Raw genomic sequence first — 18,856 nt, 5'->3', positions numbered from 1 at the left:
CGTTCGGAACTTGCCTGGGGAGCATCAGGGAGAGCCACGGTCCACCGGACGTGCACGCCACATCGATGAGATCAGCCTCCGCCGAAAAGCGTCTGCTGTCGTTCATCCCGCAAGTAAATTCGGTGAAGAATGGATACCGGACCGGAACCGGTACGGCGGGGCGGCATCATGCCTTGAGGAGACTTGTGAATTATCCCATTCCGACGTGTGGGACCATGTTTATGGTTAATTCCTTGCTTGAAGGTTAACGGTCCCTCGCCTCTAATCGGAATCACTAAAATTCACAGGGTGTTTTCACGTGCCATTTTTGCGCTGCAACAAAACTGTAATAAACACGCCCGAAACCAACAGGTTCTCAATCACAAGAGTTTAGAATTGTGCTTCGACTTGCGCTCGCGTATCGAAGCGAAAGTGAAGTGGGCGCTGCATGCGCGAAGAAACCTTCGCATCACGCAAAGCGACATCATGACGATGCGCTTACAGGAAACGAACAATGATTGTTCTTGGCATTGGCGCCGCACTCACAGCAATCCTGACAATGATGGCAGTATCGATCGTGCTCAACATCGAGCACAACCGGTCGGCAAAGCGCAGCTCTGTGTTTTGATCGGGCTTTAGCCCGTCTCTTACTGACACAACCAGGCATCTCTGCGGCCGGGGACGGATGTTCTACGGCCGCTTTTCTTTGCACACATGGTCCTGCGTCGCCTTTTGCCATGCCTGCGCATAGGCGGCGAGGCTCTCCGCGATCTCGCCCGCAAGCGGCTCGACCCCGGTCCTGACCGCGGATCCCTTAACCAGACACGCAGCACCGAGGCTCGTACCCGTGATATTGTGGGGATCGGCAAAGACCGGCCGGCCCGTCGCTGCGGCGAGCATGCGCAGATAGGTCCTGTTGGAAGCAAAGGGCCCTTCGACGACGATATCGCCGCGCGCGCCGATCAGGTCGAGACAGGTGGCTGTCATCAGCGCCAGATGGAACGAGACGACGACAAAGCGTTCGGCGGGGCCAAGCTCCCGTTCGTCCGTCGTCCAGATCGCTTTTGCGGCCGGAAAGGGACCGGATCCCTCGGGAATGGACGGCAGCAGCATGTGGCCGGCCCCGGCCACGGCCTCTTCCGTTTGCGGCGACACAGGGGGCGCCCCCTCCCCCAACAGAAGCTGGAAGGCGCGGCCGCCCATGAAGCGGGCGGAGGGTACGGGATCGCCAAGCGCGTTGACGTTGATCAGCGTGTCGCGGTGTTCATCGAGCACCTTCGCCTCGGCACCGACCGCAAGCATCACCACCCAGGTGCCGGTTGAGATCACCGAGAAGGGCGAGGTACGTGTCAGGAGATGCGGCAGCAGCGAGGCGTTGGAATCGTGAATGCCGCAATAGACGGGGGTCCCTGATGCAATGCCCGTTGCCGAACAAAGCTCTGGCAGTAGCGTTCCGGCGATATCGCTCGCCTTCAACACCGGTGCGAAGAGGGGCGTCCAGCCCTGGCTTTCGACAAGAGACGAGAATGTCCCTGCCCGTGGGTTCCAGAGATCCGTGTGGCAGCCGAGCGAGGTCAGCTCGTTACAGAGCGTACCTGTCAGTCGATAGGTCCAATATTGCGCATAGGTGAGGACCGAGGCGACCCTGGCGAAGTCGTCGGGAAAGGTCTTCTGCTGCCAATAGAGCTGGGCGCCGACATTGAGGCCCATCGGCAGGCGCGCGGAGCCGGTCTCGGAAAAGGGCGGCCTGACATTATCATACTCGGCGGCGAGGCTGTCGGGACCGGCGTGCTCATAGTCCAACACCGGAAGCGCCAGGTTGCCTGATGCGTCGAGCACGACGGCGGTCGCGCCGTGGGTGGTGATCGAGATCGCCTCGAAGACGTGTTCGGCATGGAGTGACGCGAGGCTTTCGAGCAGGAAGGCCCAGAGACGCTCGACATCGAAATGCGGATAAAGACCATCAGTCAGCACCGCATTCGCCGTCTTGCGGACGGCGATCTCCTCGAAACGGTCGAGATCAACGGCTGCGACCTTGGCATTGGTCTTGCCGATATCGATAACGCCAACAACCCGCATCTTTTCAGTCCAAATGGAAAACGGTCGTCAGCGGCACCGCCACCGGTTCGTTATCGCCATGGGTTTCCATGATATCGGCCATATAGGCCCACCATTTCTGCATGATGGGATGGGACGGCAGGTCGGCCATGCGGTGATCGTCGGTCCGCCAGAGCACACCGAAAAGCAGACTGGTCTCCTCGTCCAGATGGATGGAGTAGTCGGAGACGCCGGCCTCCTTCAGCAGGGTGGCCAGTTCCGGCCAGATGGCATCGTGCCGCGCCCTGTATTCGGCGGCCATGCCTGGGTTCAGGCGCATACGGAACGCGTATTTTTCCATCGGATCCTCAATGTGCGAGACGCTGACGGGCGCGCCGCCAGAGAATGGGGAGCGCGATCACCGAGATCAGCAGCAGGCCGATGAAGATCGACATGACGATGCCCGGCACGTTGAGCAGGCCGAAACCGAAGGTCACCATACCCATGATCAGGGCGGCCAGCACGACGCCCGGGATGGTGCCGGAGCCACCGAGAATGTTGACGCCGCCGAGTACCACCATCGTTACCACCTCCAGCTCCCAGCCGAGCGCGATCGACGGGCGCGTCGAGCCGAGGCGCGAGGTCAGGCAGATCGAGGCAAGCCCGGCCATCAACCCGGTCAGGAGGAAGAGGATGAATTTGATGCGCGCAACGCGGATGCCGGAGAAGAGCGCCGCCGTCTGATTGTTGCCGATGGCATAGACCGCGCGGCCGAAATTTGTCTTGTGCAAGACGACGCCGTAGACGACCGCGAGGGAAACGAAGAGCGTGAACTCGAAGGAGAACACCCACCAGACATAGCCTTGGCCGAACCACGAGAAGCTGTCGGGATAACCGGTGAAAGCCTGGTCGCCGAGGATGATGAAGGAAAGACCGCGGAAGAGGCTCATGGTGCCGATGGTCACCACGATCGAGGGCAACCCGAGACCGGTGATCAAGAGGCCGTTGATCGCACCGCAAAGAAGCCCGACAGAGAGACCGATCACCACCAGCGCCGGCGTGTCGAAGCCAAGTTGCACGGCATAGCCCATCGCCGTCGAGGCGAGCGCGATGATCGAGGCCACCGACAGATCGATCTCGCCGGAAATGATCACCAGCGCCATGGCGAAGGCAATCATCGCCTTTTCGGTGAAGTTGAAGGTCGCGTCCGAGAGGTTCCACGGGTCGAGGAAGTAGGGCGAGGCCAGCGAGTTGCCGAGAAAGATGAGGCAGGCGACGACAAGCAGCAGGCTTTCCCAGCTCTTCAGCAGGCGCGCGCCGCGGCCTTCCAGCCGATCGGGGATATGTCGTGGGGTAAGGTGGGTCTCGGCCATCAGACAGCCTCCGCCTTTCTCAAGATGACGCGGCCCTTGCGCCGCTCGGCGCGAGCGTTGACGGCAACAGCGACAATGATGACCATGCCCGAAATCGCCAATTGGGCGAAGGGCGAGATATTGATGACCGGCAAGGCGTTCTTGATCACGCCAAGGAACAGCGCACCGAGCACCGCGCCTGCTACCGTGCCGATGCCGCCGGCGATCGATATGCCGCCGATGACGCAGGCCGCGATGATGTCGAGTTCGAAGCCGGCGGCGATGTCGACATAGGCGACGGCATAACGCGACACCCAAAGATAACCCGAGAGCCCGGCAAGCGCGCCGGATAGGCAATAGGCCGAGAAGCGGGTGCGGCCGACGTCGATGCCGGTATAGACCGCCGCGTGCGGATTGCCGCCGACCGCATAAAAGGCGCGTCCGAGCGCCGTGCGGCTCATCAGCAGGAAAACGAGCGCGATCATCACCAGCGAGAGCCAGGAGAGAACCGGAAAACCAAAGAGCTCGTCGCGCGGCAATGCCTTGAAGGCGTCGCTCATCTGGTGGGCATTGATCCACTTGCCGCCGCTCAAGAGAAAGATCAGGCCGCGATAGATGGTGAGCGTGCCGAGGGTTACGACGATCGGCGGAATGTCGAGCTTCCAGACGAGCGCGCCGTTGATCATGCCGAGCAAAGTGCCGAGCGCAACTGCCGCAAGGATGATCAGCGGGATCGGCAGGCCCGGAAAGGCGGCGTTCAGCATCGCCGCCACCATGCCCGAGAGCGCGAGGTTGGCGGCCATCGAAAGATCGATGCAGCGCGTCAGGATCACCGCCATCTGGCCAAGCGCCAGAATGATCAGGATCGACGTGTCGTTGTAGACACGCCCGAGGTTCGCGGGCGCGACGAAGGGCGGGAAACGCCAGGTGATCAGCGCCAGCAGCACGGCGATCGCACCGACCAGCAGCAGTTCGCGATTCCTGAGGATGTTTGCCATCACGCGGCCTCCTGAATGCCGGCGGCGGCACGCACCAGCTTTTCCGCCGTCAGTTCGGCGCGCTCGAAGCGCCCGGCGATCCGCCCCTCGCGCATCACGATGACGCGGTCGGACATGCCCATGATCTCCGGGATTTCCGAGGAGACCATGATGACGCTCAGGCCCTGTGCCGCCAACTCGCTCATGAAGGCGTGCACGGCGGCCTTGGAGCCGATGTCGATGCCTTTGGTCGGCTCATCGAGAATGATCACCTTCGGCTTCGTCGCCAGCCACTTGGCGATCACGACCTTCTGCTGGTTGCCGCCCGAAAGCGTGCTGACATCCTGATCGAGCGAGGCGGCGCGCAGGTCGAGGCGCGTGGTATATTCGCGGGCAAGCGCGAACTCGTTGGCAAGCTTCAGGAAGCCCGAGCGCGAGGTGCGCGACAACGACGGCAGCGTGACGTTCTGAAAGATCGGCAGGCCAATGATCGCACCCTGGCGGCCGCGCTCTTCGGGCACATAGACGATGCCAGCCCGGATCGCTTCGGACGGGCTGCGGATCACCAGCACCTCGCCATCGAGCCGGACAGCACCGGCCGATGGCCGGGTGACGCCGATCAGCGACTGCATGAACTCGGAACGGCCGGCGCCGACCAGGCCGTAGAAGCCGAGGATCTCGCCGCGGCGAAGCTCGAAGTTGATGTCCTCGAACTCGGTCGGGTGGCGGTAACCGGAGACCGTGAGCACCGGTTCGCCGATCGCCACGTCCTTCTTCGGGTAAACCGAACCGACAGCGCGGCCAACCATAAGGCGCACCAGTTCGTCCTGGCTGACATCGGCGATCAGCCCTTCGTCGACCATCGTTCCGTCGCGAAACACCGTGTAGCGGTCGGCGATGCGGAAGATTTCATCGAACTTGTGGCTGATGAACAGGATCGCCTTGCCGTCTGCCTTCAGCCGTTCGACGAGGGCATAGAGTTCGTGGATTTCCTTGTGCGACAAGGCGGCCGTGGGCTCGTCCATGATCACCACCTGCGCATCGATCGACAGCGCGCGGGCGATCGCGACCAGATGTTTCTTGGCGATACCGAGATCGCGCAGGCGGATGGTCGGATCGAGATCGGCACCGGCGCGCGAAAGCAAGGCACGCGCATCGGCATTGAGCTTCTTCCAGTCGATCAGCCCGAAGCGATTGCGCGGGGCGTGGCCGAGGAAAATGTTCTCCGCGACCGAGAGCTCATCGAAGAGCACGGTTTCCTGATGGATCGCGGTGACGCCGGCGCGTGCGGCCGCCAGCGCCGTCGGGAAATGAACCTCCTGATCACCGACGGAGATCGTGCCCTCGTCCGGTTGGTAGATGCCGGTCAGGATCTTCACCAGCGTCGATTTCCCGGCGCCGTTTTCGCCGATCAGCGCGGTCACCGACCCCGGATAGAGCGCCAGCGAAACATCAGAGAGCGCCTTCACCCCGGGAAAGGACTTCGAGATCCCTTCGAGCGCAATGGCGGGCTTCATCCGCGATGTGAGCGTATCCTGCAGCAAGAGACAGTCCACCATTCAGTCGTTTCGATAACGCGAAGTCGTTCGGGCCTCGTATGCCCTCGTATCCGCCCGCGCGGGTTGCCCCTCACCCTAACCTTCTCCCCGCATGCGGTGAGAAGGCTCGGGCATGCCGCTCTCTTCCCTCCTCGTCGGGAAGGGGGGCAAACCGTTGCCGCTTGTCCCTTCTCCCTGCAAGCGGGGAGAAGGGACCGGCAGGCGGATGAGGGGCTTTCGCCGGATCAGAAGATCTTGGCGAATTCCTCGACATTCTTGGCATCGTAGACGAACGGGTCGGCCATCGCGCCTTCGTTGTTGTCGTCGAGCTTGACGGCACCCATGCGGCCCATCTTCAGTTCAGCACCCGGCTTGGCTTCGGCACCGTTGATCAGGTCGTAGGCGACCATCGTTGCGGAGTAGCCGAGGTCGATCGGGTTCCAGATCGCGAAAGACTTGGAGGCGCCCGACTTCACGTGGCCGGCCATTTCCGAGGGAAGGCCGAGACCGGTGACGTTGATCTGGCCGATCTTGCCGGCGTCGGTGACGGCCTGGGCGGCGGCAACGATACCGACCGAGGTCGGCGCGATGATCGCCTTCAGGTTCGGATAGGACTGAATAAGGCCCTGCGTTTCGCGATAGGACTTGTCGGCGAGGTCGTCACCATAAACGGTCGCGACGACATTGATGCCCTTGTAGTTGCCCTGGACCTTCTTCATCTCGGCGATCCAGGTGTTCTGGTTGGTCGAGGTCGCCGTTGCTGAAAGCACCGCGACATCGCCGCCCTCAGGCAGGTTGTCGGCGGCGAGCTTGATGATCATGTTGCCGATCAGCGGGCTCGACGACGGGTTCAGGTGCATCAGGCGGCCATCCTTGGCGACGCCTGAGTCCCAGGAGATGACCTTGATGCCGCGATCCATCGCCTTCTTCAGCGCCGGAACGAGGGCGTCGGTGTCGTTGGCGGAAACGGCGATGGCGTCAACCTTCTGGGCGATCAACGAGTTGATCACCTCGATCTGGCCTTCGGCGGTCGTCGTCGTCGGGCCGGTATAGATCACCTCGACGTCGCCCAGCTCCTTGGCGGCTTCCTGCGCGCCCTTGTTGGCGGCTTCGAAGAAGCCGATGCCGAGCGCCTTGACCACGAGCGCGATCTTCTTGTTTTCCGCATGCGCGGCATTGGCCATCAGCGCCAGCGAAACGGCGGCCGTGACCATCAGTGACTTCAGGATTTTCATGCTCATTTCCTCCCAATGACCGGCACGCGACAAGCGTCACCGGCGCGATTTCCTCCATTGGCGATGCCCCGGCCCCTCCGGCCGTGAGCGTCACCTTCCCCTCTCCTCGCCCACCCCTCAGGCGGACGAGGACATGTTCTCCGCATCTGTGCCGGCTCTCGAGCTGGCAACGACCAGCCGCACACCGGCATTTTCAAGCATCGCGGCATGCCTGTCCTCGATGCCCGAATCCGTAATGACAGTGGCGATCCGCTTCAGCCCGCAAAGGATGAGGCTCGACCGCTTGTGAAACTTCGAGGAGTCCACCAGCACGACGAGTTCGTCGGCCTGGTCGATCAGTTTCTGCTCCGCCTGGATCAACAGCGGATCCGCCTCCATCAGGCCGAGCGGGCCTAAGCCCTGTGCCCCCATGAACATGCGGCGCGCATAGAAATTGCGCGTCACGTCATTGTCGAAGGGGCTGAGGATGATGTTCTGCTCGCGGTAGATCGTGCCGCCCGACAGCATCACCGTGTTCTTCGAATGCTTCAAAAGATGCTCGGCGATCGGGAAGGAATTGGTGAAAACCTGCATTCGCCGATTGCTGAGGAAATGCACCATCTGAAAGGTCGTGGTGCCGCCATTGATGATGATCGGCTCGCCATCCTCGCAGAGCGCCACCGCCTCCTTGGCGATCGCCTGCTTTTCGCGGGCGTGCAGGCCCTCGTTGACCTTGAACGGACGACCGGCAAGGCCGACGAATTGTGGCGGATTGATCGCCTCGGCGCCGCCGCGCACCCGTCGCAGCTTCTTCTGCACGTGGAGGGCTGCAATATCGCGCCGGATCGTCGCCTCGGAACTGTCGGTCAGATCGACCAGTTCCTGGACGGTGACGACGGGTTTTTCCTGAACCGCCGACTGAATGATCCGGTGTCTTTCTTTCTCGTGCATGCGTTCCTCCGATGGCGTTCATGCTTCCATCACGATCGACCATTGTCAATCACAAACAATCATATTTTTTCATTGTGCATCGCGGCATGCGCGAACTTGATCGTTTTTGATTGACTTTAACGCTCAAGTCCTGTGATCTGATGCCAACCACATCTCTGCGCGGTCGCCAAGCCGCGCGATATCAGACCGGGAGGAAATTCGAGATGCTCGACAAGCAGCAGGGTGCGCGACTTGCAAACCTTTGGGACGAGGCAAAGGCTGCCGGCATGAGCGAATCCGAGCGCCTGCTCTATCGCTCCAACCTGCTCGGCTCCGACAAGCGCATCACCAATTACGGCGGCGGTAATACCTCGGCCAAGGTGATGGAGAAGGATCCGCTTGGGGGCGGCACGGTCGAGGTGCTCTGGGTCAAGGGTTCGGGCGGCGACGTCGGAACGATCAAGCTCGACGGTTTTGCCACTCTCTACATGGAAAAGCTCAACGCGCTGAAGTCGATTTATCGCGGTGTCGCGTTCGAAGACGAGATGGTCGGCTACCTGCCGCACTGCACTTTCAACCTCAATCCACGAGCCGCCTCGATCGACACGCCGCTGCATGCCTACGTGCCGAAGAAGCATGTCGACCACATGCATCCCGACGCAATCATCGCGATTGCCGCGGCCAAGAACAGCCGCGAGCTGACGGCAAAGATCTTCGGCGACGACATCGGCTGGCTGCCGTGGAAACGCCCGGGCTACGAGCTCGGCCTGTGGCTGGAAAAGTTCTGCCTGGAAAACCCGCGCGCACGCGGTGTGGTGCTTGAAAGCCATGGCCTCTTCACCTGGGGCGACACGGCGAAAGAAGCCTACGAGACGACGGTCGAGATCATCAACAAGGCGATCGCCTGGTTCGAGGCCGAGAACACCAAGCCTGCTTTTGGCGGCGCGGTGAAGCCGGCGCTCGACGCGGCCGCCCGCGCCGACGTCGCCCGCAAGCTGATGCCGGTCATCCGCGGGCTGATCAGCGCCGACGAGAAGAAGGTCGGCCATTTCGACGACAGCCAGGCCGTGCTCGATTTCGTCACGTCGAAGGATCTGAAGCCGCTGGCCGCTCTTGGCACCAGCTGCCCCGACCATTTCCTGCGCACCAAGATCCGGCCGCTGGTGGTCGATTTCGATCCGGCCAGTCCCGATGTCGACAAGACGCTGGCAGCGCTGCCCGAAGCGATCGCCGCCTATCGCGCCGACTATGCGGCCTACTACGAGCGCTGCAAGCACGAAGACAGCCCCGCCATGCGCGACCCGAACGCGGTCGTCTATCTCGTGCCCGGCGTCGGTATGATCACCTTTGCCAAGGACAAGTCTACCGCCCGCATCTCCGGCGAGTTCTACGTCAACGCCATCAACGTCATGCGCGGCGCCTCCGGCGTTTCCACCTATGTCGGCCTGCCGGAACAGGAAGCCTTCGACATCGAATACTGGCTGCTGGAGGAAGCAAAGCTGCAGCGCATGCCGAAGCCGAAGAGCCTCGCCGGCCGCATTGCGCTCGTTACCGGCGGCGCCGGCGGTATCGGCAAGGCGACGGCCAACCGGCTGATGCAGGAAGGCGCCTGCGTCGTGCTCGCCGATATCGATGAGACCGCGCTTGCGGCGGCCGAAGGCGAACTGTCCAAGCGCTACGGCAAGGATTTCGTCCGCTCCGTCAGCATGAACGTCACCAGCGAAGCTGCGGTCGAGGGCGGTTTTGCCGACGCTCTGCTCGCCTTCGGCGGCCTCGATATCCTGGTCTCCAATGCCGGCCTCGCCTCGTCAGCCGCCATCGAAGACACGACGCTGGCGCTCTGGACCAAGAACATCGACATCCTGACGACCGGCTACTTCCTCGTCTCGCGTGAAGCCTTCCGCATCTTCCGCCAGCAGAAGGCCGGCGGCAACGTCGTCTTCGTCGCCTCCAAGAACGGTCTTGCCGCCTCCCCCGGCGCATCTGCCTATTGCACCGCCAAGGCGGCCGAAATCCACCTCGCCCGCTGCCTGGCGCTCGAAGGGGCTGGCGCGCAGATCCGCGTCAACGTCGTGAACCCCGACGCGGTGTTGCGCGGCTCGAAGATCTGGACTGGCGAGTGGAAGGAACAGCGCGCCGCCGCCTACAAGATGGATGTGGACGACCTCGAGGCGCATTATCGCGAGCGCTCGATGCTGAAGCTCAGCGTCTTCCCCGAGGATATCGCCGAGGCGATCTATTTCCTCGCCTCCGACATGTCGGCGAAATCGACCGGCAACATCATCAATGTCGACGCGGGCAACGCCCAGTCCTTCACCCGCTGATCGAGGAGAGTTTCATGACGACCACCATGATCAGCCAGGCGACCGTCGAGGCCGAGAACGAAAGCCGGCTCACCGCACTTCGCCGGGATTATGAGAGCCTCGGCGAAAGGCTCAGCCGGCGCGGCATCGCGATCGACGAGATCAAACGGAAGGTCGCCGCCTACGGTGTTGCCGTCCCTTCCTGGGGTGTCGGCACCGGCGGCACGCGCTTTGCCCGCTTCCCCGGCAAGGGCGAACCGCGCAACATCTTCGACAGGCTCGAGGATTGCGCGGTCATCCAGCAGTTGACCCGGGCGACGCCGACCGTCTCGCTGCATATCCCCTGGGACAAGGTGAGCGACATTTCCAAACTAAAAGAGAAGGGCACGTCGCTCGGCCTCGGTTTCGATGCGATGAACTCCAACACCTTCTCAGACGCGCCGGGCCAGGAACATTCCTACAAGTTCGGCTCGCTGTCGCATGCCGACGCCGCCACGCGCGCTCAAGCGGTGGAGCACAATCTCGAATGCATCGAGATCGGCCAGCAGCTTGGGTCCAAGGCGCTGACGGTCTGGGTCGGCGACGGCTCCAACTTCCCCGGCCAAAGCAATTTCACCCGTGCTTTCGAGCGTTATCTCGACGCGATGAAATCGGTCTACGCGGCGCTGCCGGATGACTGGCGCGTTTACACCGAACACAAGATGTTCGAGCCGGCCTTCTATTCGACCGTCGTCCAGGACTGGGGCAGCAACTACCTGATCGCCCAGGAGCTCGGCCCCAAGGCCTTCTGCCTCGTCGACCTTGGCCACCATGCGCCGAACGTCAACATCGAGATGATCGTCGCCCGCCTCATCCAGTTCGGCAAGCTCGGCGGCTTCCACTTCAACGATTCGAAGTATGGTGACGACGATCTCGACACCGGTTCGATCGATCCCTACCGGCTGTTCCTCGTCTTCAACGAACTCGTCGATGCGGAGACCCGCAAGGCCAAGGGGTTCGAGCCGGCGCACATGCTCGACCAGAGCCACAACGTCACCGACCCGATCGAAAGCCTGATGACGAGTGCCACCGAGGTCTGCCGCGCCTATGCCCAGGCGCTGATTGTCGACCGCCAGGCGCTCGCGGGCTACCAGGACGACAACGACGCGCTGATGGCGAGCGAGACGCTGAAGGTAGCCTTCCGCACCGACGTCGAGCCTATTCTCGCGATGGCGCGTCTCGAAAGCGGCGGTGCAATCGCACCTGTCGCGGCCTATCGCAAGAGCGGTTACCGCGCGAAAGTCGCGGCTGAGCGCCCGGCCGTTGCCGGCGGCGGGGGCGGTATCGTCTGACACTGAAACGAGCCGCGCCGGGCTGCCATTTGAGGCCCGGCGCCGCATCCCACGCTCGACAGCTCAAAAAATCGCTGCGCGATGAAATTGCCCCCTATCTGATTTCAATTCCTGATCTATCTTTCCCTTGGAGATTCAACGGAAAGGGACCCGTTCATGGGCATTGAAAGCATTCTCGTCTTCCTGATCGTCGGCGCGGTCGCCGGCTGGCTCGCCGGCCTCATTGTCAAGGGCGGCGGTTTCGGCCTCATCGGCAATATGGTCGTCGGCATCATCGGCGCCTTCATCGCCGGCTTCCTCTTTCCGGCGATCGGCATCAGCCTCGGCACCGGCATCCTTTCAGCGATCCTGCACGCGACGATCGGTGCCGTCATCCTTCTGGTGCTGATCCGCATCGTCAAACAGGCCTGACCCATCGCCGGCCGCAGTACCCTTCGCGCCCGGGATATCCCCGGCCGTTCCATCTGGACGCGCGAAGGGGGCTGTAGCACTGTGATCTGCTGGACGGGACATCGCACATAGCCAGACGGAGGCGAGCATGAACGCTCTTTACACCGACAAGATCGAAACGGCGCTCAAGTCGTTCATTGCGGATCACCCGGGAATGCAGACACGGGATCAGGCGATCATCGCGATCCTCGAAAACTGGTTCACCAATCACGGCTACCTGCCACCGCAGCAGGAAGGTCTGCGCCCGGAAGACCTTGACGCTTCCAACGACGATTGAGAGATTTGCGCGCCCGGCACGAAGGACCCTAGCGCTCCTTGCGCCGCGGCGGCCGCCCCTTGCCTTTTCAATAACGTGAACTGTTCGCCATGAGCCTGACCTCCGTCAAAGACTTCTTCTCCCAGCACGCCCCAGATATCGACGTCATCGAGCTACAACAAAGCACCGCCACGGTTGCTCTTGCGGCCGAGGGCCACGGCGTCGAGCCCGCCCAGATCGCCAAGACGCTGGCGCTTCGCGTCGGCGACGACGTGATCCTGATCGTCACGCGTGGCGACGCCCGCCTCGACAACAAGAAGTACAAGGCCCGCTTCGGCACAAAGGCGCGCATGCTTGGGTTCGACGAGGTGGAAGCCGAGACCGGCCACCCGGTCGGCGGCGTCTGCCCCTTCGGTCTCGCCAAGCCGCACAGCATCTATTGCGACCTGTCGCTCAAGGCCTACGACATCGTCGTGCCGGCCGCCGGTGCCACCAATGCGGCTGTGCACATCAGCCCGACCCGCATCGCCGAGCTGACCGGCGCCGAGTGGATCGACGTATCGGAAGCGTAGTTTGCCGTTGCGGATACGGGGCATGCCTTGGAATGGCCACAAAGCTTAACTGAAACCGCAAGCGCGCGCCCGGCAGTGATTTGCCGGGTTGGTCCTTTCCGTTCCCAGGAGTCCGTCAAGCATGAAGCTACTCGCGTACCCGCTCGTCTTCGCCGCCACATTCTCCCCGGCGCTGGCGATGGATCAGTCCCTGGTACGTCAGTTCGAGAAGCTCGACCCCCAGACCCGCCTGGAGCAGCGCTGCGACACCGAAGCGATGGAGCGCATCAACGCCGACAAGTCGAGCTTCAAACCGGACAAGGTGATTGCCTATACTTTCGCCGAACCGGTCGTGAAGGAAGACAAGATGAAGGCGCCGGGCGCTGTGTTCCGCAGCAAGGGCGAATGGTACAAGCTGAAGTTCAAGTGCCGCACCGACGCCGAGCACCTGGATGTCCTGTCCTTCGAATACAAGATCGGTGAGCTTGTGCCGCACGAGAGCTGGGACGAATTCTACCTTTATCCCTGACAGGCGTCGAAGGACGCGGTGGCCTTGAGGGCAGAGAGCCCTAGAGGATGGCCACGAGAAAGAGCAGGGAGCCGAACGAGAGCGCGGCCATGATGCTCATCAGCATTTTCATCATGTGCTCTGCCATATCGTACACCCTTACCTCGGCTCCATCGGAACGAACGCGACGGCGTATCCCGTCCGGCAGCTCCGGTCCGTCGCACAAGGGGCGGCGTGAGCCTGATCCGAGAGTGCGCCAGCATGGTTAACAAAGCGTTAACTGCGCTCGACCGGCGCCGAGAGGGGGCCGACATCGCCTATCCAAGACAAGGCTCACACAAGATCGAAGCGGAATAAGGAATGTGCAGGGGGCGTTCCCTGTATGCGCGGGACACCTGCGCCGTGCGGGCAGCGCCAGGGCTGGCGATGCGGGCAACGGCAACGTCCGAAGAGACTGGAAACCGCGCGAGAAAAGCACCATGGAGAGGCGCGTGAGCCAGGTTAAGCTGAGCATTTGCATTCCAACCTACAATCGCGCAGCCTTTCTCGAGAAGTCGCTCGCCTATTTCGTCGACCTTTACCAATTCTCCTATAAGTACGAGATCATCATCTCCGACAACGCGTCTACGGACGACACGCGCGACGTGGCCGAGCGTTTCATCGCCAAGGGCCTGCCGATCCGCTACCTCAGGCAGGCGGAAAACTACGGTTCCGGCGCCAACGTCGTCAGCGCCTTCAGCCGCGCGACCGGCGAATATGTGCTCTATCTCGCCGACGACGACATCCTGATCAACGAAGGCATGCGCGAGGCGATCCGCTACCTGGATCTCAATCCGGAAGTCACCGCTTGCTACGCGCCCTGGTACACGCATGACGAAGTCGAGGAGCGCGATGATCCGCCGTTCTACATCGTCGACAAGGACACGAAGTTCAAGAAGCGCGCTTCAGAGGAAGTGTTCGACTTCCTCTGCGAGCGACACGTGTTTCCGGAAATCGGCATCTACCGGGCGTCGGCACTACGGTCGGCCTGGGTGCCCAGGAACTTCGCCTACTGGGCCTTCGCCTATCTCGCCCATTTTCTGGAGCAGGGCGCCGTCGCCTTCCTGAGAAAGCCGTTCTACCGACAGGTCACCCGTTCGAAGATTGCTCGCGACCGGCCGCAAGCCGGCCATGCCGACGTGCTCACCGCCTGGGACAGCTACCGCGGCGGCCTTGAATATTTCCTCTATTCCGGTGCCAAGCGCGGCGCGGTGCGGCTAACACCGGAGCGCCGGGCCTATCTCGATGCGCAGGTGAGGGATTTCACCATGCTGCGCATGACGGTCGCCCTGCGCATGTGGCTCGCGAAGAAGGACTACATCCGCGCCTATGAGCTTTATACCCGCCTGATGCTCGGCGGCTTCGAACACCATCCCGAACTGCAGCGATCAAAGGGCGTTCTGCCGCTCATGGTCGCCCTGCAGACGGTGATGTGGCACACGAACGCGGTCGCCGAGATCGATCGTCTGGTGCTGCACGGCGTCGAAGACCATGGTGCGATCGAAGAGCTGTTGCGTGACCTTGGCCTGCGCTCCCATATCGCCGTCGTTCCCGGTACAACGGAACTCACGCCGGACGAAATTGCCCGCACTGCCGTCTTCGTCACGGCCGACAGCGATCGCAAGCACTATCTTCGCAAGGGGCACCTGCCGAACCTAGTGGTCAGCGAAAGCGACATCCTCAACCACGTTCTGCTTTAAAATATAAAAGGGCGCCGCTGGCGCCCTCGTTTGTTTCGCAGGTTATGCCGGGTAGCGCGACGGGCAAAAAGGCCGCTTGACCACGCACGCCCCACGGATACCGCATTACTTGCGCATGATGCCCTTGTAATAGGCGCCGTTGCGCGGCGGTGGGCGGTTCACGACCTTGGCCTCAGGGTTGTACTTCTCGCTCTTGTGGCCTTCGTTGATGGGCGTTGTCGATACGCCCTTGTAGTAGCTTCCGCCGGCAAATGCCGGAGCAACGCCGACCACGGCGACCGTCGCAGTCACCAAAGCTGCCAGAGAGAGTGTCGCAAGTTTACGCATGTCTAATCCTCGTTGACCCGGCCGCGCCCCCGTTTTTTCCGGACGTCGCGGCCTAAATTGTGCGGCGACGAACTGCGCCGCTCAGGTCCTCCCGGGCGCCAGAATAGGCAGAAGCTGCGACACGCCTGTAACGCAGGTGACAGCCGAGGAGTCTCGGCTGGGTTAAGTTCCGGGGTCAGTCGAAGCCAGGTCGGCAGAGCCGACGATATTTTCCCCTCTTAATCGCGCCCTCCAAATCCACCTCTGCGGCTTGTCTCAGCGGAAGAGCTGCAGGATGTTCTGAGCGTTGGAGTTGGCGATCTGCAAAGCCTGAATGCCGAGCTGCTCCTGCGACTGCAAGGCCTTCAGCCGCGTCGATGTCTCGTTCATGTCGGCATCCACCAGGCGCCCGACCCCCTTGTCGATCGTCGCCATCAGCGTTTGAGCGAAGGTCGTTTGCATGTCGATGCGCGACAGCAGCGAACCGAGCGCCGCTGCACGGTCGATGGTCCGCTGCAGGACGACTTCGATGTAGTGGAGATAGGAATCGACCGATTGCGGGTTGGCCGCGATATCGACGTCAAGGAAGTTTCTGCGGGCGATCGGTTCGATGTTCACGTCAATGTTGGTGAAGCCGATAAAGGTTCCGGCACCGGATTTCCGATCGACGGCCGGATCGGACTTTATCAGGATGCCGCCTGAGCCGTTGTTCTGAATGATGGTGTTCGGCCGGGTGATGAGCGACTGAAGCACCGTCACCATCTCGTCGACCGTTTCGATCTTGCCGGTATCCTTGCCCAGCAGCGCGTTCACCTGATTGCGGTCGAAGGAATGGGTGCTGGGAGCTTCGCCGTTCACCGAAAAATTGAAGGATACGACGACGTCTTTGTAGACCTCGAACTGCTCGAACGTCAGCGTCATCTCCGATCCGCGCTCGCCGAAATCCGAGTTTTCAACGAGACCAGCTCCGCCGCCGCTCGACGTGCTGACGACCAGATTGGCGACCTCGACATAGGACCCGTCGAGGCCGGAATTCTGCTGTGTCATGAAGCCGATTTGATTGATAATGGGGGCGTAAGGCTCATAGGGGTGTCTATATGTCTTGACCGTGGCGCCGGCCCCCGCCTGCTTGACCGCGTGGTCGAGCACTGCTGCATATTGCGTGTAGTCCGATATCACGCCGTTGGCAGCGGCGCCGAGCACCGTATCGACGGTGGTGCGATCGACGGTGACCGAGGTCGTCTTTCCGGCGTGTAGCGGCAGCGAGAGACCTTGAGAGCTGCTGTCCTTGTCGACGATGACGTCAAACGTGATCTTGTCGCCCGCGTTCGAAAAACTGAGCGGCCCCGTGAAATGGAACACGAATTCGCCAGCCTGGCCCGCCCGGTTGTTGTAGTTGCTGTTGGTGGTGTAGCCGTCGACATCGACCGAGGTCACGAAGCGGATCCCGCCGACGGTCCTCAGATCCCGCGTGTCGGCCTGCAGGATGCCGCCGCCGGTGCTGTTGAACAGCGAGGAGTCCCGCAGGAAAAAGTCGGCCGTGTTCAGCGACACGCCGTTTCGGGCGTCTCTCGAAAACGAGGAGGCGACGGACGTGCGATTCAGATCGCTGTCATAGATGTCGGAGACATTGGTTCTCAGCCAGTTCTGTCCGCTGAAGCTCGCCGAATCCACGATGCTCAGGATCTGCTGCTTGAGCTGGTCGAGCTCCTTCTGGAGCTTGCCCTTGTCGACGCCGGGCTCCCTCGCCGTCACCAGCCTGGCCTTGAACTCGCTGAGAATACCGGTAACGGCATCCATCGCCGCATAGGCCGTCTCGACCTTGGCCGCTCCCAGCCCGAGCGCGTCCTGGACCGCAGACACGGCCTTGGCGTCGGAGCGCATGGTTGTCGAGATCGACCAATAGGCGGCGTTGTCGGCCGCCGTCTGAATTCTCAGGCCCGAGTTCAGTTGCCCGCGGACCTGAGCCATGTCGGAGTTAATCGTACGCAGAGTCTGGAGCGCAGAAATCGCTCCAGCGTTCGTGAGAATGCTGACCATATTAGTGACATCTTAAAATTGAAAAATGCCCTTCATGGGCCGCTGTGATTGTGGCGATACAACCAAATACGTGGTTAACACCGACTTAAGAAACCTCGCCTCGGGGCGCAAATATTGCGTCAGCCCTTCCGATGGTTGGCAATAATTGCGCCCTTGCTCCTCGCCCTGCAGGCGGGGTCAGGCACGCTCGGCCGCCAGCGGCACCGGTTGGGTTACGGGGAACAAGGCTTTCAGGGCGTCGAAGTGCTTTTCCACCAGATGCCAGGAAATCGTCGCGACGATGACCGTGATGGTGCTCATGATGAGGAACGTCATCGGCCCCGCCCTGTAGAGCGCCGGCCACTGTTCGGCGACCAGCCACCAGAGCGCCATGTGGTACACATAGGTCGCGTAACTGACGCGGCTGAGGAAGCGCGTGACGGGGTTTGCCAGGAGATAGGCCGACACGCCCTTGTATCCGATGTAGGAACTCAGAACGATCGAGGCCAGCGCGTAGATGCAAAGCAACTTATAGGTTTCCGAATGGCCGAACTTGAAACCGACGAAGAGAGGCGACGCGATGATCGCGACAGACGCGAGGTTGTTGAGCTTGCTCGTCAGAACCGCCCGCACATCGGCATTGTCCTTGACCAGCGCCAGGATCGCCCCTGCCGCCACCGGGTCAAAGGCAAGAACGATGTTTGACCAGGCGAGAAGACCGAGCTCGTCGCTATAGGTTCGGGCGATCACCGACATCGTGAAGATGAGGACATAGGCCACGAAAATATGCCGCCGGCTCAGGAAGATGATGATCAGCGGAGCGGTAAGGTAGAACTGCTCGACGATGTTGAGGCTCCAGAGATGCGCGGCAACCCAGGGCTCCCAGTCCTGGGTGATGGCGAAATACAGGCTCGACATCTGAAACGTGTGCCACGCCAGGCTGTTGCGTATGCCATCCATGTTGAACAGTGCCGCCACGAACAGCATCAGGAACAGCGCCGGGAGCAGGCGAAGCGAGCGGCGAATGTAGAAATTGGTGACGTTGATCGTTGCCTGGGTGTCTTTTGCCGACAGCAGGATCACCCCGATCAAGAAGCCGCTGATGATGAAGAAGAGTGAAACTCGAACAGATTCAAGTGTGGGATGCTCGTTCCAGTAATGAACGTACAATACCCCCGTCATGGCGATCACGCGAAGCCCGTCAATTTGCTCCCGCCTGTCGCCGCGCGCTCCCGTCGCAGCCATTCCTTTGTCCCCGCAGGATCTATTACTTAAATTATTTCTACTTAAGAATATCCTTGGAGATTACGCCGCTTCCGCGCACTTGTGAAGAGGAGCGATGTTCTTGACCGATCGGCGACGATAC

The 18,856-nt window shown here is 61.5% G+C and carries 17 protein-coding genes; 7 read left to right on the top strand and 10 right to left on the bottom strand.

All coding sequences use genetic code 11. The features are described from left to right. Nucleotides 1-669: 669 nt before the first annotated feature. From IB277_RS00365 to IB277_RS00335, 7 genes are all read right to left on the bottom strand, one after another. Nucleotides 670-2,058 carry an FGGY-family carbohydrate kinase gene (locus IB277_RS00365; protein WP_192370667.1) on the bottom strand — a complete coding sequence of 463 codons (1,389 nt, stop codon included), beginning with the start codon at nucleotides 2,056-2,058 and terminating at the stop codon, nucleotides 670-672. Between the two features lie 4 nt (nucleotides 2,059-2,062). After that, nucleotides 2,063-2,377 carry an L-rhamnose mutarotase gene (rhaM, locus tag IB277_RS00360; protein WP_034796960.1) on the bottom strand — a complete coding sequence of 105 codons (315 nt, stop codon included), beginning with the start codon at nucleotides 2,375-2,377 and terminating at the stop codon, nucleotides 2,063-2,065. Nucleotides 2,378-2,384: 7 nt separating this feature from the next. Next, nucleotides 2,385-3,389 carry an ABC transporter permease gene (locus IB277_RS00355; RefSeq protein WP_060522257.1) on the bottom strand — a complete coding sequence of 335 codons (1,005 nt, stop codon included), beginning with the start codon at nucleotides 3,387-3,389 and terminating at the stop codon, nucleotides 2,385-2,387. Further along, nucleotides 3,389-4,369, bottom strand: coding sequence for an ABC transporter permease (locus IB277_RS00350; protein ID WP_089043323.1), 981 nt, complete (start codon nucleotides 4,367-4,369; stop codon nucleotides 3,389-3,391). The genes IB277_RS00355 and IB277_RS00350 overlap by 1 nt, the downstream gene beginning before the upstream one ends. Further along, a complete protein-coding gene (locus tag IB277_RS00345) occupies nucleotides 4,366-5,862 on the bottom strand; it encodes a sugar ABC transporter ATP-binding protein (RefSeq protein ID WP_110818591.1) in 1,497 nt (498 codons plus the stop codon). Before IB277_RS00345 ends, IB277_RS00350 begins: the two co-directional genes overlap by 4 nt. A gap of 266 nt (nucleotides 5,863-6,128) precedes the next feature. Then, nucleotides 6,129-7,118 (bottom strand): rhamnose ABC transporter substrate-binding protein, encoded by a 990-nt coding sequence (gene rhaS, locus IB277_RS00340; RefSeq protein ID WP_060522260.1) that lies wholly within the window; start codon nucleotides 7,116-7,118, stop codon nucleotides 6,129-6,131. Between the two features lie 117 nt (nucleotides 7,119-7,235). Beyond that, complete coding sequence (locus IB277_RS00335; RefSeq protein WP_034796966.1) at nucleotides 7,236-8,048, bottom strand: DeoR/GlpR family DNA-binding transcription regulator; 813 nt, start codon at nucleotides 8,046-8,048, stop codon at nucleotides 7,236-7,238. A gap of 203 nt (nucleotides 8,049-8,251) precedes the next feature. Here IB277_RS00335 and IB277_RS00330 point away from each other — a divergent pair, with 203 nt between their 5' ends. The 7 genes from IB277_RS00330 to IB277_RS00300 all read left to right on the top strand — a co-directional run bounded on the left by IB277_RS00330 (nucleotide 8,252) and on the right by IB277_RS00300 (nucleotide 15,165). Beyond that, a complete protein-coding gene (locus IB277_RS00330; RefSeq protein WP_110818522.1) occupies nucleotides 8,252-10,351 on the top strand; it encodes a bifunctional rhamnulose-1-phosphate aldolase/short-chain dehydrogenase in 2,100 nt (699 codons plus the stop codon). Nucleotides 10,352-10,365: 14 nt separating this feature from the next. Then, nucleotides 10,366-11,661, top strand: a complete 1,296-nt coding sequence (gene rhaI, locus IB277_RS00325) for an L-rhamnose catabolism isomerase (protein ID WP_110818523.1) — start codon at nucleotides 10,366-10,368, stop codon at nucleotides 11,659-11,661. A 156-nt stretch (nucleotides 11,662-11,817) separates the two neighbouring features. Continuing rightward, entirely contained in the window at nucleotides 11,818-12,072 is a 255-nt protein-coding gene (locus IB277_RS00320; RefSeq protein ID WP_034796969.1) for a GlsB/YeaQ/YmgE family stress response membrane protein, read from the top strand. Between the two features lie 127 nt (nucleotides 12,073-12,199). After that, nucleotides 12,200-12,388 carry a hypothetical protein gene (locus IB277_RS00315; protein WP_034796970.1) on the top strand — a complete coding sequence of 63 codons (189 nt, stop codon included), beginning with the start codon at nucleotides 12,200-12,202 and terminating at the stop codon, nucleotides 12,386-12,388. 89 nt (nucleotides 12,389-12,477) lie between these two features. Continuing rightward, nucleotides 12,478-12,939 (top strand): YbaK/EbsC family protein, encoded by a 462-nt coding sequence (locus tag IB277_RS00310; protein ID WP_034796972.1) that lies wholly within the window; start codon nucleotides 12,478-12,480, stop codon nucleotides 12,937-12,939. Nucleotides 12,940-13,060: 121 nt separating this feature from the next. Then, nucleotides 13,061-13,447 carry a DUF930 domain-containing protein gene (locus IB277_RS00305; protein ID WP_043613096.1) on the top strand — a complete coding sequence of 129 codons (387 nt, stop codon included), beginning with the start codon at nucleotides 13,061-13,063 and terminating at the stop codon, nucleotides 13,445-13,447. A gap of 470 nt (nucleotides 13,448-13,917) precedes the next feature. Next, nucleotides 13,918-15,165, top strand: a complete 1,248-nt coding sequence (locus IB277_RS00300) for a glycosyltransferase family 2 protein (RefSeq protein WP_089043372.1) — start codon at nucleotides 13,918-13,920, stop codon at nucleotides 15,163-15,165. Between the two features lie 105 nt (nucleotides 15,166-15,270). Here IB277_RS00300 and IB277_RS00295 read toward each other — a convergent pair whose 3' ends face one another. The 3 genes from IB277_RS00295 to IB277_RS00285 form a co-directional block, all read right to left on the bottom strand. Beyond that, on the bottom strand, nucleotides 15,271-15,492 hold the full coding sequence (locus IB277_RS00295; RefSeq protein WP_090294984.1) for a hypothetical protein: 222 nt from the start codon (nucleotides 15,490-15,492) through the stop codon (nucleotides 15,271-15,273). 255 nt (nucleotides 15,493-15,747) lie between these two features. Continuing rightward, complete coding sequence (locus tag IB277_RS00290; protein ID WP_192370665.1) at nucleotides 15,748-17,511, bottom strand: flagellin; 1,764 nt, start codon at nucleotides 17,509-17,511, stop codon at nucleotides 15,748-15,750. A gap of 177 nt (nucleotides 17,512-17,688) precedes the next feature. Beyond that, nucleotides 17,689-18,735 (bottom strand): acyltransferase, encoded by a 1,047-nt coding sequence (locus tag IB277_RS00285; RefSeq protein WP_034796993.1) that lies wholly within the window; start codon nucleotides 18,733-18,735, stop codon nucleotides 17,689-17,691. Nucleotides 18,736-18,856: the final 121 nt, after the last annotated feature.

The sequence above is a fragment of the Ensifer sp. ENS07 genome (assembly GCF_014852185.1).
GTDB classification, from domain to species: Bacteria; Pseudomonadota; Alphaproteobacteria; order Rhizobiales; family Rhizobiaceae; genus Ensifer; species Ensifer adhaerens.
This window is presented reverse-complemented; position numbering and strand designations above follow the sequence as displayed.

Coding starts and splice junctions, on each gene's coding strand:
- IB277_RS00310 (WP_034796972.1), top strand. CDS start 12,478: ATGAGCCTGACCTCCGTCAAAGACTTCTTCTCCCAGCACGCCCCAGAT.
- IB277_RS00315 (WP_034796970.1), top strand. CDS start 12,200: ATGAACGCTCTTTACACCGACAAGATCGAAACGGCGCTCAAGTCGTTC.
- IB277_RS00355 (WP_060522257.1), bottom strand. CDS start 3,389: ATGGCCGAGACCCACCTTACCCCACGACATATCCCCGATCGGCTGGAA.
- IB277_RS00330 (WP_110818522.1), top strand. CDS start 8,252: ATGCTCGACAAGCAGCAGGGTGCGCGACTTGCAAACCTTTGGGACGAG.
- IB277_RS00290 (WP_192370665.1), bottom strand. CDS start 17,511: ATGGTCAGCATTCTCACGAACGCTGGAGCGATTTCTGCGCTCCAGACT.
- IB277_RS00320 (WP_034796969.1), top strand. CDS start 11,818: ATGGGCATTGAAAGCATTCTCGTCTTCCTGATCGTCGGCGCGGTCGCC.
- IB277_RS00365 (WP_192370667.1), bottom strand. CDS start 2,058: ATGCGGGTTGTTGGCGTTATCGATATCGGCAAGACCAATGCCAAGGTC.
- IB277_RS00305 (WP_043613096.1), top strand. CDS start 13,061: ATGAAGCTACTCGCGTACCCGCTCGTCTTCGCCGCCACATTCTCCCCG.
- IB277_RS00345 (WP_110818591.1), bottom strand. CDS start 5,862: ATGAAGCCCGCCATTGCGCTCGAAGGGATCTCGAAGTCCTTTCCCGGG.
- rhaI (WP_110818523.1), top strand. CDS start 10,366: ATGACGACCACCATGATCAGCCAGGCGACCGTCGAGGCCGAGAACGAA.
- rhaS (WP_060522260.1), bottom strand. CDS start 7,118: ATGAAAATCCTGAAGTCACTGATGGTCACGGCCGCCGTTTCGCTGGCG.
- IB277_RS00285 (WP_034796993.1), bottom strand. CDS start 18,735: ATGGCTGCGACGGGAGCGCGCGGCGACAGGCGGGAGCAAATTGACGGG.
- rhaM (WP_034796960.1), bottom strand. CDS start 2,377: ATGGAAAAATACGCGTTCCGTATGCGCCTGAACCCAGGCATGGCCGCC.
- IB277_RS00335 (WP_034796966.1), bottom strand. CDS start 8,048: ATGCACGAGAAAGAAAGACACCGGATCATTCAGTCGGCGGTTCAGGAA.
- IB277_RS00295 (WP_090294984.1), bottom strand. CDS start 15,492: ATGCGTAAACTTGCGACACTCTCTCTGGCAGCTTTGGTGACTGCGACG.